This window comes from Thermotoga profunda AZM34c06, from assembly GCF_000828675.1.
Lineage (GTDB): Bacteria > Thermotogota > Thermotogae > Thermotogales > DSM-5069 > Pseudothermotoga_B > Pseudothermotoga_B profunda.
The window spans coordinates 994,545-1,009,203 of record NZ_AP014510.1 but is presented as its reverse complement, the minus strand read 5'-3'; the positions used below and the strand labels follow the sequence as shown (position 1 = coordinate 1,009,203).

Here is a 14,659-nt window from a genome sequence, read left to right as displayed (position 1 = left end):
CTTCTTCATACCCCAGAATATGCGTTGAATCCACCGTCTATCGGTATAACAGCACCTGTTACAAACTTTGATGCTTCTGAGCATAACCATACACATACGCCAATGAGATCATCTGGATCTCCAAACCTACCCATTGGCGTGTGATCGATTATAGCCTTTCCCCTTGGTGTGAGATTTCCCTGTTCATCGAGCAACAAATATCTGTTTTGTTGTGTTAAGAAAAAGCCTGGTGCAATTGCATTAACCCTTAGATTCTTGTTGTATTCCATGGCAAGGTGAACGGCAAGCCATTGAGTGAAATTACTCACTGCGGCTTTTGCTGCAGAATATCCAATTGTGCGTGTTAATGGTCTGAATGCTGCCATTGAAGAAATATTGATTATTGATCCACCTTCTGGCCTTTGAACCATGAATTTACCAAAGACCTGTGAAGGTAATATTGCCCCACCGAACAAATTCAATGCAACTACTTTCTGTAAGGCGTCCAATGGAAGATCAAAAAAACTCAATTCAGCCGATGTTGTTGCTTGAGGCATGTTCCCTCCTGCGGCGTTGAGCAAGACATCTACTTTACCAAAGTCTTTCAAAATCTCATCGTAGGCTTTTTTGATCACATCGATGTTCAAAACATCCATGTAGTAACCCTTTGCTTCAAAACCAGCCTTTTGCATCTCACTTGCTACGACATCAAAGTTCTTGATGTCACAAACAGCAATCCTTGCTCCAAATTTTGCTAAACCTCTACCTATAGCCGAGCCGAGTATACCTGCACCACCTGTTATTACTACGACTTTCCCTTCCAGATTGAACAATTTGTAAGCCTCGTTCATCTTAAACACCCCTTTCAAATTTTTAGTAGATTGAGATGTTTTTCCATGTGATTTTTGACGAATTCGTAGTGCAATTTTTCGTTATCAAATAATACTTTGAAAATACGATCTTTGAAAAGATAATGTCCCGACTCTTTTGCTGTGAGAATTGAACCGTATGTTATATGGATCAATTGGCGAGCATCTGGTATATCGAAGAGTTTCACAAGATCTGTGTCGCTCATCTTATCAACATTAGGTATCTTGTTGAGATCTGTTGTCACGTGGTATGATGCCCTATCTATTTCAAAGCGTTCAAGGGCATATCTGTGTATGTCTCTGTACAATACAGCGTCTTTTACTGCTATTACCTTGATTGCCTCTAAATAACTTGTCCCCGCAGTCTTGATATGCAAATTACCTTCAGTACATTTTGCAAAGATCGAATATACACTAAATTTATCACTTCCCGAGTGCAATGAAAGTCTGTATCCAGAGAGAATCTTGACAATTTCACCATGAATGGTCATCTCTTTCTCAAGAATAGAAAGATCACCTATGTAATCTATCCCTTTTTGCCATTGTCCGATGAATCTTGGTGCAAGGGTTTGAAAATCCACACCTTTTCTTCTGAGTTCTTCTGCAATGAATATATGTGCCAGTGGGGTTGTTGGTGTTGAAGTTTCATCTATCGAGACTTCAAGATCAAAATCTCTTTTAACGCTTTTGAGCGCATCATAACATCTGACGACGTGCTTTATCACATCGATGTACGTAACAAAAATTTTTACAAAACTCTCTTCGTCCATAACGAGTTTTTGTTTTGATAGGTTAAAAGTTTTTCCAACGTATTTTGATTCAAGTTCCCTTCTTTCTGGATGAGATTGATAAAACTCAGCGATCTCTTTTTGACTCATTTTATCGATATCTCTAACATGATCCGATGGATCTAATGTGTACATACTGTATCCTTCATGTGCGGCGTTCAAAAGATCATCGATTTGCTTCACATGATCTGCATCAGCACCAAAATCTTTGTGATATCCACTCTCAAAGACACCCCACACAGCACTGTCAAGTGCATCTTTGAAGGTTCTCTGTGTTCTTGATAATTCCCTAACAGACTGTTGAGCAAAGATTGGAAATAAATCATGATCTTTCGCGGCTTGAGCATGTGCAGGAGTTGCAATCCCAAGTCTATCACCAAAACCAAATGAAGTTTTTTTATTACATCTTTTTGGATTTAAACTGAATAAATCTTTTATTGTGTCACAGTTTTTGTGAGAAAGTTGGCAAATTACTACATCCAGATCATTAATTTCTCCAATCTTGTTGGCTTCGAATCTCTCACATATACCTTTCTTTCCTATTATCACGAGTTGTTTTCTATCCTTGTCCCTGCATATAAAGAAAATAGAAGTGTCTATCTGGTGAATTGAATCTTGATAAACTTGGTACTTGCCAGTTGTTAGTTTCTCAAATTCTTTGAGAAAATATCCAATTTGTTTTTTCAATGCGATCTCCCCCTTTATGTTTTGTAAACTTGAACGCCTTTTTCGAGTAAGAAAGCTTCAAATTCTTTCGGTATGTTTTCATCTGTTATGACACCGTCAACTTCTTCAGGTAAGGCAAATGAAGCAAAAGCACTGCGTGTGAATTTTGTGGAATCTGTCACAATATATACTTTCGAAGCGCTTCTTATCATTGCTTTTTTTACGTCTGCTTCGACAACGCTCGGGGTCATAAAGCCTTTATCAATGGAAAATCCTGTTGTACCCAAGAATGCCTTATCAACATTGATTTCCTCCAAAAATCTTAGAGCCCAAGGTCCTACGAGCGACAAGCTATTCTCTCTAACTACACCACCAAGTACGAGCACTTCAATGCCCAATTCTATGAGCTTTCCTGCAATGAAGACGTTATTTGTGACAACGGTGATCATAGAAAGATCTGATTTTCTAAGTTCAAATGTTGCATAGTAATTGGTACTACTACTATCGAGTATAACTGTATCTCCATCCTCGATTAATGATACTATTTTCTTGGCTATTCTTTTCTTTTCGTTTTCTCGTTGGTGTATTTTTTTCAGAAAATTCCATTCAGAGCGCGAGTGATCTGGAAGGATAGCACCACCATGAGTCCTGACAATTGATCCGTTTGCTTCTAAAAAATCAAGATCCTTTCTTATTGTCACACTACTCACCCTTAACTGCCGGGTTAATTCATTAACAGTTACCTTCCCTTTCTTTCGTAAAAGATCCAGAATCACGTTTCTCCTCTCTTCAGTGAACAAAATTACCCCTCCATTTGAATCCTACCAATTTGAGTTACGAAAGTCAAATTCGAAATCATACAAAATCACATGAAATAATGAGAAAACACAAAAAAGAAAGAGCAAGAAAATGATAAAGCGTTATAAAACCTTTTGAACGACGATTTTCAAATTTGTCAATTCTGTTAACTGTAGGTAGACTTATAATGGAGCCGAATGGCTACCTTAGGAGGGGTGGAAATGAAGGCAGTAAGACTGCATGCAAAATGGGAGCCAAGACCGGGGTTTAAACTTGGCCCTAAGGACATTGAAGGAAAGGTTTGTTGGCTTGGTAGCAAGGTTTGGCGCTATCCACAGGTTGTTGTAGAGGAAGTTCCAGAACCTAAGATCAAAAAGCCCACAGAAGTACTGATTCAAGTAAAAGCATGTGGAATTTGTGGAAGTGACGTTCACATGGCACAGGCAGATCAGGATGGTTATATGCTCTATCCCGGATTAACGGGATTCCCTGCAACGCTTGGTCACGAATTTTCAGGAATTGTTGTCGATGCTGGACCAGAGGCAATAAACAGAAGAACAAATAAGAGATTTGAACCTGGAGAACCGGTGACTTCTGAAGAAATGTTCTGGTGTGGTCATTGCAGGCCATGTGCAGATGGTTATCCAAATCATTGCGAAAATCTCCATGAAATTGGATTTGATATCGATGGTGCTTTTGCAAAATACGTGATATCTGATGCGAAATATCTGTGGAGTTTAAGGGAACTTGAAAAAAATTATCAAGGTGACAAATTGTTCTTGGCTGGTAGTCTTGTTGAACCAACTTCCGTTGCTTATAACGCAGTTATAGAAAGAGGTGGAGGTATAAGACCAGGAGACAATGTGGTGATTCTCGGCGGAGGACCTATAGGACTTGCAGCCGTTGCTGTGCTTAAAAGGGCAGGTGGAGCTAAGGTAATACTTTCAGAACCATCGGAAACAAGAAGAAAACTCGCAAAAGAGTTGGGTGCAGATGTTGTCATAGATCCAACAAAAGAGAATTTCGTTGAAGCGGTTTTGGATAGTACCAATGGCATGGGCGCAAAAATCTATTTAGAGGCTACAGGTCTACCCCAGATTGTTTGGAAAGACATTGAAGAAACTATCTGGAGAGCAAGAGGTGTGAATGCAACTGTTGTGATAGTGGCAAGGGCAGATGCAAAGATCCCCGTAACCGGTGAGATCTTCCAAGTAAGACGTGCCCAGATAGTTGGTTCGCAAGGTCACTCAGGACATGGTAATTTTCCAAGGGTTATAAGCCTAATGGCAACGGGAATGGATATGACCAAGATGATCTCTAAAACAGTGAAGCTTGAGGAGATACCTGAATACATAAAGAAATTGCAAACTGACAAGGAACTCATCAAGGTAACTATGCTCAACCCTTGAGGTGACTTCTATGGAAAAGGTTAGAGTTGGAGTCATTGGAAGTGGATTCATAGGTCAGGTACATTTGGAAATTCTTTCGACCTTTGATGATGTTGAGATTGTTGGTGTGATGGATGTAGACAAAAACAGAGCAAAATCAGTTGCAGAAAGATTCAAGGCAAAAGTTTTTGACGATTTAAGACAAATGAAAGACGCCGGTATAAATGCTGTGTATATCACATCACCAAACAAAACGCATTTTGAATATGCCATGAATGCACTCGAAACTGGCTTGAATGTGTTTTGTGAAAAGCCGATGACTATTTCTTTGAAAGATGCCTTAGCATTAGAATCGAAGGTCAAAGAAAAAGGTGCGATTTTTCAAGTGGGTCACAACAGAAGATTTGCCCATGTATATACTTTCATGAAAGAGAGAATAGATAATGGGACTGTGAAACCTTATTCATTCCAGATAAAAATGAACAGAGGAGAATTACTCAATCCACCATGGACATCAGACAGGTCATACACTGGAGGATTCCTCTTTGAGAGTACCTTGCATCTCTTTGATATGGCGCGGTGGCTCTTTGGAGATATTGAAGAGATGTATGTCTTGGGTAAAAAGAGTGTTTACCCAGATATCGATGATTGGTCGATTGCAATGAAGATGAAAAATGGAATCATAGGTACTTTCACATCATGCGCTCATGCAAGTTGGATGATACCTTTTGAAAGAGTTGAAGTTTATGGTGAGCACATGATGATGACAAATGAGGAAATGGAAAGAGTACATTTCTGCAAAGGCCTTGGAAAAGAAGTTGAGAGCCACGATTTCACAAAAGTAGATTTCAAAGAAAAATGGGGATACATAACCGAAAACAGACTTTTTATCGATTGTCTTAAGGAACACAAGACTCCCCCTGTTACTGTGAGTGACGGTGTAAAAGTGATAAAGATCATCGATGCATGTTACAAGGCCGTCGAAAGTGGTAGTGCACATGTGAGATTGGAGGGTTGAATATGCCAAAATGGGAAATACCACCGAAAGAAGGTCACATGGAGAAACCATCTGGAGTTTATTATCAGACGATGACTATGAAAGAAATAGAAGAAAGATTGAAAAAATGCGATTTAATAATTATTCCAGTTGGAAGTACGGAAAATCACGGCCCGAATGCACCGACTGGTGAAGATACTTTCTTAGTTACGAGAATGGCAGAACAAGTTGCATTGAAGACAGGTTGTACTGTGGCAGAACCAATTTGGTATGGTTTTCACCCATATCACCACATCGGTATGCCTGGGACAGTACCAGTGAAAGATGAAGCCTTCATAGATCTTTTGGTCAGTGTCATCGCTGGATTTTGGAATGCAGGATTTAGGAAGCAGATCTTATTAAATGGCCATGGGCAAGAGTTTGTCATACCTGTCGCAATACACAAATTTGCGAAGATCTTCCAAGTACCTGCGATGATCTTCAACGTAAATTGGTATCATGCGATTCAGGATAAATTCAAACTCAAAAAAGACGGTGGACCGTATGAGACCAATTTCATCCACGCTGATGAAGTAGAAACTTCTTGGAGTCTTGCTTTGTTCCCGGAGTTTTGTCATCAAGAATGGGCGGTGGATACAACACCACGTGGTTATATGCCAGAAGGCCATATCGACAAGGCGGGTAATCTGCTGCACAGGGCCATCGCGTGGTATGGACACGTTGGTGGTGGGCCGATTGAAGTTGCTGCGTATCCAGAAGGTGTCGTTGGGAAGGCAACTAAGGCAAGTGCAGAAAAAGCCAAGGAGGGAGTAGAGGCATTACTCGATTATCTTGAAAAACTCGTCAACGACATCATGAAGACCTATCCAGTGGGTAAGCTCCCACCTGCCAATGAACTTTCTCAGAGACCTAAAGAGGAATTAGATGCCGCACTGAAGAAACCATTTGAACCAGGTTGGAGGAGCATATACAGCTTGGGAAATATGTGGTGATTTGAAGGCGCCTTGAGCGCCTTCATATTAGGGGGGATCTTTGTGAAAAGACTGGTAACATTGTTAATTGTTGCCATGGTGTCTGTCGCTGTTTTTAGTTACACATTCTATGTCGTATCACATGGTGGTCCGGCTGATCCATTCTGGGGAGTTGTCATGAAAGGTGTCAAAGATGCAGCGGCAAAATTCGGAGTCGATGCGGTTTACCTCGGACCAGAAAAATTCTCTCTCAAAGAATTCATCGATCTTGTCAATTCAGCAATAGTCAAAAGACCAGACGGTCTTGTTGTCACAATTACGAACCCTGTGGCATTGGATGAGCCACTCAGAAAAGCAATTGAAATGGGTATTCCTGTAGTTGCGATCAACGTTCCAGATGACAGATCTGCTGATGAGAAGATTCCATATCTGTGTTATGTAGGTATGAATGAGTACCTTGCAGGAGTTTATGCGGCAAGAAGGATGCTCCAGGAATTCACACCGAAAAGAGCCGTTGTGGCGATTCACGAACCAGGTCATGTGGGGCTTGAAGCAAGGGCAAAAGGTATAGCAGATGTTTTAGCGGAAAAGAAGATACCTGTGGAAAAACTCGATATCACAACAGACCCGACGAAGGCTTTGACATTACTCAAAAGCTATTTGACAAAATACCCTGATACCAACGCAATATTCACTCTTGGACCACTTGGTGCACATCCCGCAATACAACTTGTTGAAGAAGAAAATCTCGTTGGTAAAGTGAAAATAGGTGCTATTGACTTGACAACGAAAATAACCGATGCCATCAAAAGAGGTGTCGTTGTTTTCACGATTGACCAACAACAGTATCTGCAAGGTTATTTACCAATCGTTTTCTTGTATTTGTATAAAGAATTTGGTTTGATTCCGCACGAAGATGTTCTCACTGGACCATCAATTGTTGATAAGAGTAACGTGGAAATCGTCGAAAAGACGGTGCAATTGGGTTACCGTTAATGAATTTACCAGAGGGTGGCTGGTGCCACCCTCTTTGAAAAGGGTGGTCGTTTTGACAAGGAAGAAAGATTATCTTTCTTTTTTGAGAATAAAGGAATTTGGCGCAGTTGTTGGAATTGCTGTGTTTTTTGTGATCTTTTCTTTTTTATCAAGTCGATTTTCCACCTTAGATAACTTAATGAATACTTTGACAATGGCGGCTGAGCTTGGAATCATAGCCATTGGTGTTTGTATGCTCATGATTAGTGGTGAATTTGATTTATCTGTTGGTGCTGTTTTTGCTGTAGTTCCAATGGTCTTTGCGATAATGGTAAACCACAAGATGAATGAATATCTTTCACTTTTTCTATGTTTACTCATTGCTGTAGGAATTGGATTCACAAATGGTTTTATCACTTTGAAGACGGGTATACCTTCTTTCATAACCACTCTTGGAATGATGATGTTCTGGCGCGGCATCTTGTTGGCAGTGACGGGTGGATTTCCAATAATTCTTTCAAGGCGGATCAAAATGCTTGAATATCTCGGCGGTCGTGTAACCGGTGGCTTGAGATACTCTGCAGTCTGGTTCATTGTTTTGACTTTTGTCTTTTGGATCATTCTGGAACGAACTCGATATGGAAACTGGACTTTTGCTACAGGAGGTAACCTTGGAGCTGCGAAAGCCCTTGGAATACCATCAGAGCGAGTGAAGATAACTAATTTTGTGATATGTAGTATCTTAGCTGGTTTTGCTGGGTTGACGACTTTTGCACGTTTCAAAATAGTTGACCCCACACTTGGTCAGGAACTCGAGTTGGAGGCAATAGCTTCAGCCGTTATGGGAGGGACACTTCTAACGGGTGGCTATGGAAGTGTCATTGGTACACTCATAGGTGCAACGATGATAAGTATGGTTAGAAATGGTTTGGTACTCGCAGGAGCTCCTGCCTATTGGTATAGAGCCTTTATAGGAATCATTCTAATAATTGCAGCAATCATAAATGCAAGGATTCGAAAGAAGGTGGCAGGATGAACTTGCTTGTGGAAATGAAGAATATCAAAAAATCATTTGGTAGAGTACAAGCTCTTAAAGGTGTGGATTTCCATGTTTCAAGAAACGAAATAGTGGGATTACTTGGTGATAATGGTGCCGGCAAATCTACTCTCATAAAGATACTCGTTGGATATTATCAACCAGACGAAGGAGAAATATACTTTGAAGGTAATAAGGTCAGTTTCAAATCTCCTTGGCAATCAAGACACCTTGGTATAGAGACGGTCTATCAGGATCTTGCCCTTGTTAATCTCATGCCATTGTGGAGAAATTTCTTCTTAGGTAGGGAGATGGTCAAGAGGATAGGTCCCTTTTCTTGGATAGAACGAAGGAAAATGAGAAAGATCGTCGTAGATGCGATGAATGATGTAGGTATATCTGTGAGAAATCCAGATGAAACCGTCGCTTTCATGTCTGGTGGAGAAAGGCAAGCTATTGCTATCGCAAGGGCTATTCATTTTGGTGCAAAACTCTTGATACTGGATGAGCCAACGGCAGCTCTATCAGTTGGCGAAACCAGGAGGGTTCTCGAACACATTGAAGAAGCAAAGAAAAGAGGCATCTCTGTGATATTTATCACACACAACATCTACCACGTGTATGAAGTAGCTGACAGATTGGTTCTACTCGAGCGCGGCGAAAAAATAGGTGACTATCTCAGAAAAGACGTGACCCCTCAGTACATAATGGATGTCATTGCGGCAGCTGCGGGGGTCAAGTGAAAGAGTGATTTGGATGGAAATTCTTTTTATAGGTCATGTTGCAAAGGATATCAATAAAACACCAAATAAGACAGTTGTTGTGCCTGGAGGAGGAGTGTTCTACGGAAGTATCGCTGCACAAAGAATAGGTGCAAATTGTAGGGTTGTGACAAAGTGTGCGATTCAAGATCGATTTTTGTACGATGAAATGCTTAAAATAGGCACTCAAGTTTCATTTCTCGAAAGTGAAACTACCACAGCTATTGAAAATTTTTATCCCACTGAAAATCCAGATGACAGGATCAGTCGAGTTCTTTCTTTGGCAAATCGGTTTCAGAAAGAGGATATCAAAGACTTATCGTGCGAAAAGATCGTTCTGAGTGCGCTCTGGCATGGAGAATTCGTGGAAGAATTGATACCTGTTCTAAGGGATAAAGCAAAAATCTTGATTGGTGATGCACAGGGATTTCTCAGAAACGTGGTCGATGACGGACAGTTGAGATACCAAGATTGGCCACAGAAAAATAGATATCTCAAACTCTTTGATGTTTTTAAGGTAGATAACAACGAAGCATATATTCTCACAGGTGAAAGGGATCTCAAGAAAGCCTGTGAACAAATTCATTCGATGGGTGTAAAAATAGTTCTCGCAACTCACAAAGATGGCGTTTGTGCATATGATGGTGTGAAGTTTTATGAGGCAAAATTCTTACCATACAAACTCGAGGGTAGGACTGGTAGAGGTGATACCTGCTTAGCAACCTTTACCACCGTTCTCGATGATCTCAAGATGGCTGTTCAGCTTGCGGCAGATGTAACTTCCAAAAAGATGCAATATCCTGGCCCATACAAGGGCTGATTGGGGAGGTGTTTAGAATGAAAAGATTCTTGGTGCTGGTACTTGTTCTGATTATTGTGTTTGTTTTTGCAAAGGAACAAGTTTTGCATATCTATACAGCATTGGATGAAAACGAGTGGCCGATTTATGTAAAGGCATTCGAGCAGGCTACAGGAATCAAAGTACAGGTTGTGAGAATGTCTTCGGGAGAACTCTTGGCAAGAGTAGAGGCTGAATCAAAAAATCCGCAGGCAAGTGTCTGGTTTGGTGGTCCGGCATTGGATCAAATCGCGGCAAAGAAAAAAGGACTTCTTGCACCTTACAAATCAGAAGCTGTAGAAAAGGTACCTGCTGCCTTTAAAGATCCCGATGGTTATTGGGTAGGAATTTATTTTGGAGCGATTGGCTTTGGAAGTAATACCGAACAACTCAAACAACTTGGAGTCGAACCGCCCACTTCTTGGTATGATCTCTTAAAGCCTCAGTTCAAAGGAAGGATTTCACTTGCGTATCCATACACTTCTGGTACAGCCTACACAGTTCTCGCAGCACTTGTTGCAATCATGGGAGAGGACAAAGCCTTTGATTATTGGAAACAGCTACACAAGCAAATTCACCATTACAACACTTCTGGATCTGCCTGTGTAACTCAAGCGGGGCTTGGTGAGATAACCGTTGGGATAGCCTTTGCACATGACATTATCACAAAAGGCATTGACAAAGGTTACCCAGTGATCCTCACTTTCCCAAAGGAACCAACTGGTTATGAAATCGGTGCTATGTCAATGATCAAGGGCGCACCCGAACCAGACCTTGCAGCCAGATTCATCGACTGGATGCTCTCCGCAGAAGCTCAGAGCTTGATGGTTAAATGGAACAGAATACCGATTAATCCAGAGGCAAAGGTCGCTCCAGGAGCGGTCAAAATGCAAGATGTCAACGTTGTTCCAATGGATTTTGAATACTTTGGTGAGCAAAAAGACAGACTCATTGAAAGATGGAAAGAAGAAATCGAGTACGGTATGTGATTGACGGGCGTGGTGTCATGCCACGCCCTTTTGAGGTGATTGAATGAACTGGTTTAAGCAGATAAAAAGATTGGTAAATGAGCCTGTTTTGTTTGCAATGATTATCTTTGTCTGGGTACTATTGATTGTCTTTGTTGTCTATCCAATATTGATGGTTGGGCTGAAAAGTTTCGAGTCCAAAAGTGGTGTGTACAGTTTTGATGTTTACAAAACACTTTTTAGTAAGAAATACTTTGTGACACCAATAATAAACACTTTGAGACTGGGAGTTGTTGTGGCTTCAATAAGTGTTCTAATAGGTTACATCTTTGCTTATTCAATAGCCAAAGTGAATATACCGCTCAAAGGATTTTTCAGGACAGTAGCAACCTTTCCAATAATTTCACCACCTTTTGTGATTGCACTTGCGGCGATACTCCTGTTTGGAAGAAATGGGATCATTACGAAGAATTTGTTTGGAGGCACACCGCCCTTTGAAATATATGGATTCTGGGGACTTGTTATAGTTGAAACACTCGCTTACTTTCCAACGGCATTTATGACCTTAGAAGCGATATTGATCTCTATAAGTTCAGACCTTGAGGAAGCATCTCTGAGCCTTGGCTCGAGTAAATGGCGCACCTTTTGGCGAGTAACTTTTCCGTTGTCTATGCCAGGTATTTTATCTGCATGGCTTTTGGTTTTCTCTCAGTCAATGGCAGATTTTGGAACTCCATTGATTCTCGGAGGAAGGTACCATGTGTTGAGTGTTTCTGCTTATCTTGAAATAACAGGTTCCTACAGAATTTCATATGGATCTGGATTGGCAATCTTGCTGTTAATTCCAACGTTGATCGCCTTTTTTGTTCAGAGATATTGGCTCTCAAAAAAATCTTATGTCACAGTCACAGGTAAACCATCAGTGGCTAAGGTACTCGAACCAAACGTATATGTGAAGATCATCTTCACCATTGTCTGTGTAATTTTAGTATTCTCGATCTTTCTATTCTACGGGACGGTGTTGTTTGGTTCATTTACAAAACTTTGGGGTGTTAATCACAAGCTCACATTAGAGAATTATAGATTTGCATTTACATACAATTGGGATTACATCAAAGACACTTTGTTTTTAGCCTGTATTGCAACACCATTGTGTGGTATCCTCGGTATCATGATAGCCTATCTTGTGGCAAGAAAACAGTTTCCCGGTAGAAGGATTATGGAAGCCATTTCCCTGTTGACTTTTGCTGTACCAGGTACAGTTGTCGGTATAGGCTATCTGTTGGCATTCAATCAAAGGCCACTTTTACTGACCGGAACTGCAATGATTATCGTGCTGGTTTTCATATTTAGAGAATTACCTGTTGGTGTTCAAAACGGTGTTGCAGCACTTTATCAAATTGATCGTTCTATAGAAGAGGCATCTTTAGATCTTGGAAGCAGTAGCAACAAAACTTTTTGGAAGATCACTTTGCCACTTTTGATGCCCGCTTTTTTCAATGCCCTTTTTACAGCTTTTGTGAGAAGTATGACAGCGATAAGTGCCGTTATATTTGTCGTCTCTGGAAAATGGAATTTGATAACCGTGAGAATACTTGGAGCAGTTGGTAACAGTGATCTTGCTCAAGCGGCAGCTCTGAGTTATGTACTCATAGGTATCGTCCTAATGGCTATGTTCTTCCTCAGATTTATAACAATAAACTTCTCTTATCAAACCAAAATCAGGAGGGCAATGTCATGACAGAGTACTATGTTGAGGTAAGAAATCTCACCAAAGAATTCAAAGATCCAAGTACTGGTTCTTTCATAAAAGCTGTTAACGATGTGAGTTTCGGTGTCAAAAAAGGCCAGTTAATGACACTGCTTGGACCTTCTGGGTGTGGTAAAACGACTACCCTGAGACTTATCGGTGGATTTGAGATAGCTACCAAAGGCGATGTTTTGATAGATGGTAGTATTGTAAATGATCAACCACCAAATAAAAGACCAACGGCCATGGTATTTCAAAGTTATGCGCTTTTTCCACATATGAATGTCTTTGAAAATGTCGCATATGGTTTGAAGAATAGAAAACTGACTTCTCAAGAAATCAAAAACAGAGTTTCACAGATACTTCATATAGTTGGTTTGAGTGGCCTTGAAAAGAGATATCCCAGCCAACTTTCGGGTGGTCAGCAGCAACGAGTTGCACTTGCACGTGCACTCGTGATCCAGCCAAAAGTCTTACTCTTGGATGAACCCCTTTCTAACCTCGATGCAAAACTCAGAGAACAGATGAGAATTGAACTGAAAAAAATCCAATCAAGTCTCGGTATAACGAGCATTTATGTCACTCATGATCAACTTGAAGCGATGACATTGTCTGATGTAATCACTGTGATGAAAGATGGTATCATCATGCAACAAGATCCACCTCAGATGATCTACAGATACCCAGTGAATAAATTCGTTGCCGGCTTCATAGGAAAGGCAAATTTTCTCGAAGCAGTTGTTGTTCAATGTACTGAAAATAAATGCAAAATTCGTACGATGAACAATGTCCAGATTGAGGTTCATGTGAGGGAAGGAATCCAATATGAAGTAAATGAAAAAGTTTATCTTGTTCTGAGACCTGAGGGAGGAAGATTCGTAAAACCAAAAGAGGGTATCATTGATGGAGTCGTTATAACAAGGGTCTACACTGGTGCAAGTGCATTTTTCGAGGTTAAGACAGATTATGGAATATTATCCATCGAGATTCAAAATCCTTCATCTTTAAAACTTCCAGAACAAAATGAAATTGTGGGACTTGATTTTGACCAAAATACTTTATCGGTGGTGAGATACGAATGAAGTTGTTGATTTCAGATTTGGATGGCACTCTTTTGGAAAAAGATCACACCATTTCACAGGGAACCATCGAGTTGGTTGAAAAGATAAGGAGTCTTGGTGTTCTATTTTCAATAGCCACAGGTCGCGCTTTGACTGCTGCAAAAAGTTATATTGAGAGACTCAATATTACCACACCTGTAATACTCTTCAATGGCGCAAGGATATACGATCCATTTGAAAAAAGATATTTAGTACAACATCTTTTATCAAAGAAGGCAGTTGAGTTAGCAACTGAAATAATCCTTTCACGCAAAAGTCTTACGGCAGCCTTTTTTGTGGGTGAGGAAGTTTATGCCTACAATGTAGGCTTAAATGCAGCAACTTACATGATAAGAGATGCTCTGGTATACAAATCGATCGGCGATCTTGAATTTGTAAAGAAAGTAGATGTTACAAAAATTGTCTTTGCGAGCTATCCACACAATTTGAGCAAGCTTGAGATAGAACTTCCGGGGGTTTTTGGACAAGAGGCCGATGTCGTCAGATCAGAGGATGATTTATTAGAGATATTACCTAAATCTGTCAACAAAGGGAAAGCTCTAAAGGAACTTTGCAAAATGTTGGGAATATCGACAAATGAAGTAGTTGCTATGGGTGATAGTATGAATGATCTTGAAATATTGAGGACAGCAGGTATCGGTATAGCCGTGGGCAATGCAAAGGATGAACTCAAGAAAACTGCAAAGTTGTACATAGATAAAATGGGAAAAGAAGCCTTAGAAAAGGTTTATGAATTGCTACAACGGGGGTGAAT

The 14,659-nt window shown here is 40.4% G+C and carries 14 protein-coding genes; 11 read left to right on the top strand and 3 right to left on the bottom strand.

The window, feature by feature from the left end; genetic code table 11:
* Positions 1–5: 5 nt before the first annotated feature.
* Genes TSP02S_RS04890 through TSP02S_RS04880 form a run of 3 tightly spaced genes read right to left on the bottom strand, consistent with a single transcriptional unit; the run spans position 6 to position 3,102 of the window.
* Positions 6–830 carry an SDR family oxidoreductase gene (locus tag TSP02S_RS04890; protein WP_041082333.1) on the bottom strand — a complete coding sequence of 275 codons (825 nt, stop codon included), beginning with the start codon at positions 828–830 and terminating at the stop codon, positions 6–8.
* A gap of 14 nt (positions 831–844) precedes the next feature.
* Positions 845–2,323 carry a tagaturonate epimerase family protein gene (locus TSP02S_RS04885; RefSeq protein ID WP_232503778.1) on the bottom strand — a complete coding sequence of 493 codons (1,479 nt, stop codon included), beginning with the start codon at positions 2,321–2,323 and terminating at the stop codon, positions 845–847.
* A gap of 14 nt (positions 2,324–2,337) precedes the next feature.
* Complete coding sequence (locus TSP02S_RS04880; RefSeq protein WP_041082331.1) at positions 2,338–3,102, bottom strand: DeoR/GlpR family DNA-binding transcription regulator; 765 nt, start codon at positions 3,100–3,102, stop codon at positions 2,338–2,340.
* A 219-nt stretch (positions 3,103–3,321) separates the two neighbouring features.
* Between TSP02S_RS04880 and iolM the strand changes: the two genes are divergently transcribed.
* The 11 genes from iolM to TSP02S_RS04825 are packed head-to-tail and all read left to right on the top strand — an operon-like array spanning position 3,322 to position 14,657.
* Complete coding sequence (gene iolM, locus TSP02S_RS04875; RefSeq protein ID WP_041082329.1) at positions 3,322–4,509, top strand: scyllo-inosose 3-dehydrogenase; 1,188 nt, start codon at positions 3,322–3,324, stop codon at positions 4,507–4,509.
* A 10-nt stretch (positions 4,510–4,519) separates the two neighbouring features.
* Positions 4,520–5,506, top strand: coding sequence for a Gfo/Idh/MocA family protein (locus tag TSP02S_RS04870; RefSeq protein WP_041082328.1), 987 nt, complete (start codon positions 4,520–4,522; stop codon positions 5,504–5,506).
* A gap of 2 nt (positions 5,507–5,508) precedes the next feature.
* On the top strand, positions 5,509–6,477 hold the full coding sequence (gene iolN / locus TSP02S_RS04865) for a 3-dehydro-scyllo-inosose hydrolase (protein ID WP_041082326.1): 969 nt from the start codon (positions 5,509–5,511) through the stop codon (positions 6,475–6,477).
* Positions 6,478–6,519: 42 nt separating this feature from the next.
* Positions 6,520–7,452, top strand: coding sequence for a sugar ABC transporter substrate-binding protein (locus TSP02S_RS04860; RefSeq protein WP_041082325.1), 933 nt, complete (start codon positions 6,520–6,522; stop codon positions 7,450–7,452).
* 22 nt (positions 7,453–7,474) lie between these two features.
* Entirely contained in the window at positions 7,475–8,467 is a 993-nt protein-coding gene (locus tag TSP02S_RS04855) for an ABC transporter permease (protein WP_232503777.1), read from the top strand.
* Positions 8,464–9,210 carry an ATP-binding cassette domain-containing protein gene (locus TSP02S_RS04850; protein ID WP_041082323.1) on the top strand — a complete coding sequence of 249 codons (747 nt, stop codon included), beginning with the start codon at positions 8,464–8,466 and terminating at the stop codon, positions 9,208–9,210. Before TSP02S_RS04855 ends, TSP02S_RS04850 begins: the two co-directional genes overlap by 4 nt.
* A 13-nt stretch (positions 9,211–9,223) precedes the next feature.
* A complete protein-coding gene (locus TSP02S_RS04845; protein WP_041084097.1) occupies positions 9,224–10,048 on the top strand; it encodes a PfkB family carbohydrate kinase in 825 nt (274 codons plus the stop codon).
* A 17-nt stretch (positions 10,049–10,065) separates the two neighbouring features.
* On the top strand, positions 10,066–11,055 hold the full coding sequence (locus TSP02S_RS04840; protein ID WP_041082321.1) for an ABC transporter substrate-binding protein: 990 nt from the start codon (positions 10,066–10,068) through the stop codon (positions 11,053–11,055).
* A gap of 43 nt (positions 11,056–11,098) precedes the next feature.
* Positions 11,099–12,775: an ABC transporter permease gene (locus tag TSP02S_RS04835; protein WP_041082320.1), complete on the top strand. Its 1,677-nt coding sequence runs from the start codon at positions 11,099–11,101 to the stop codon at positions 12,773–12,775.
* Entirely contained in the window at positions 12,772–13,866 is a 1,095-nt protein-coding gene (locus tag TSP02S_RS04830; protein WP_041082318.1) for an ABC transporter ATP-binding protein, read from the top strand. Before TSP02S_RS04835 ends, TSP02S_RS04830 begins: the two co-directional genes overlap by 4 nt.
* The gene (locus tag TSP02S_RS04825) at positions 13,863–14,657 is read left to right on the top strand and encodes a Cof-type HAD-IIB family hydrolase (RefSeq protein WP_041082316.1); all 795 of its coding nucleotides are present in this window, start codon (positions 13,863–13,865) and stop codon (positions 14,655–14,657) included. The genes TSP02S_RS04830 and TSP02S_RS04825 overlap by 4 nt, the downstream gene beginning before the upstream one ends.
* The last annotated feature ends 2 nt before the right edge of the window (positions 14,658–14,659 follow it).

Coding starts and splice junctions, on each gene's coding strand:
- TSP02S_RS04890 (WP_041082333.1), bottom strand. CDS start 830: ATGAACGAGGCTTACAAATTGTTCAATCTGGAAGGGAAAGTCGTAGTA.
- iolM (WP_041082329.1), top strand. CDS start 3,322: ATGAAGGCAGTAAGACTGCATGCAAAATGGGAGCCAAGACCGGGGTTT.
- TSP02S_RS04870 (WP_041082328.1), top strand. CDS start 4,520: ATGGAAAAGGTTAGAGTTGGAGTCATTGGAAGTGGATTCATAGGTCAG.
- iolN (WP_041082326.1), top strand. CDS start 5,509: ATGCCAAAATGGGAAATACCACCGAAAGAAGGTCACATGGAGAAACCA.
- TSP02S_RS04850 (WP_041082323.1), top strand. CDS start 8,464: ATGAACTTGCTTGTGGAAATGAAGAATATCAAAAAATCATTTGGTAGA.
- TSP02S_RS04845 (WP_041084097.1), top strand. CDS start 9,224: ATGGAAATTCTTTTTATAGGTCATGTTGCAAAGGATATCAATAAAACA.
- TSP02S_RS04840 (WP_041082321.1), top strand. CDS start 10,066: ATGAAAAGATTCTTGGTGCTGGTACTTGTTCTGATTATTGTGTTTGTT.
- TSP02S_RS04835 (WP_041082320.1), top strand. CDS start 11,099: ATGAACTGGTTTAAGCAGATAAAAAGATTGGTAAATGAGCCTGTTTTG.
- TSP02S_RS04830 (WP_041082318.1), top strand. CDS start 12,772: ATGACAGAGTACTATGTTGAGGTAAGAAATCTCACCAAAGAATTCAAA.
- TSP02S_RS04825 (WP_041082316.1), top strand. CDS start 13,863: ATGAAGTTGTTGATTTCAGATTTGGATGGCACTCTTTTGGAAAAAGAT.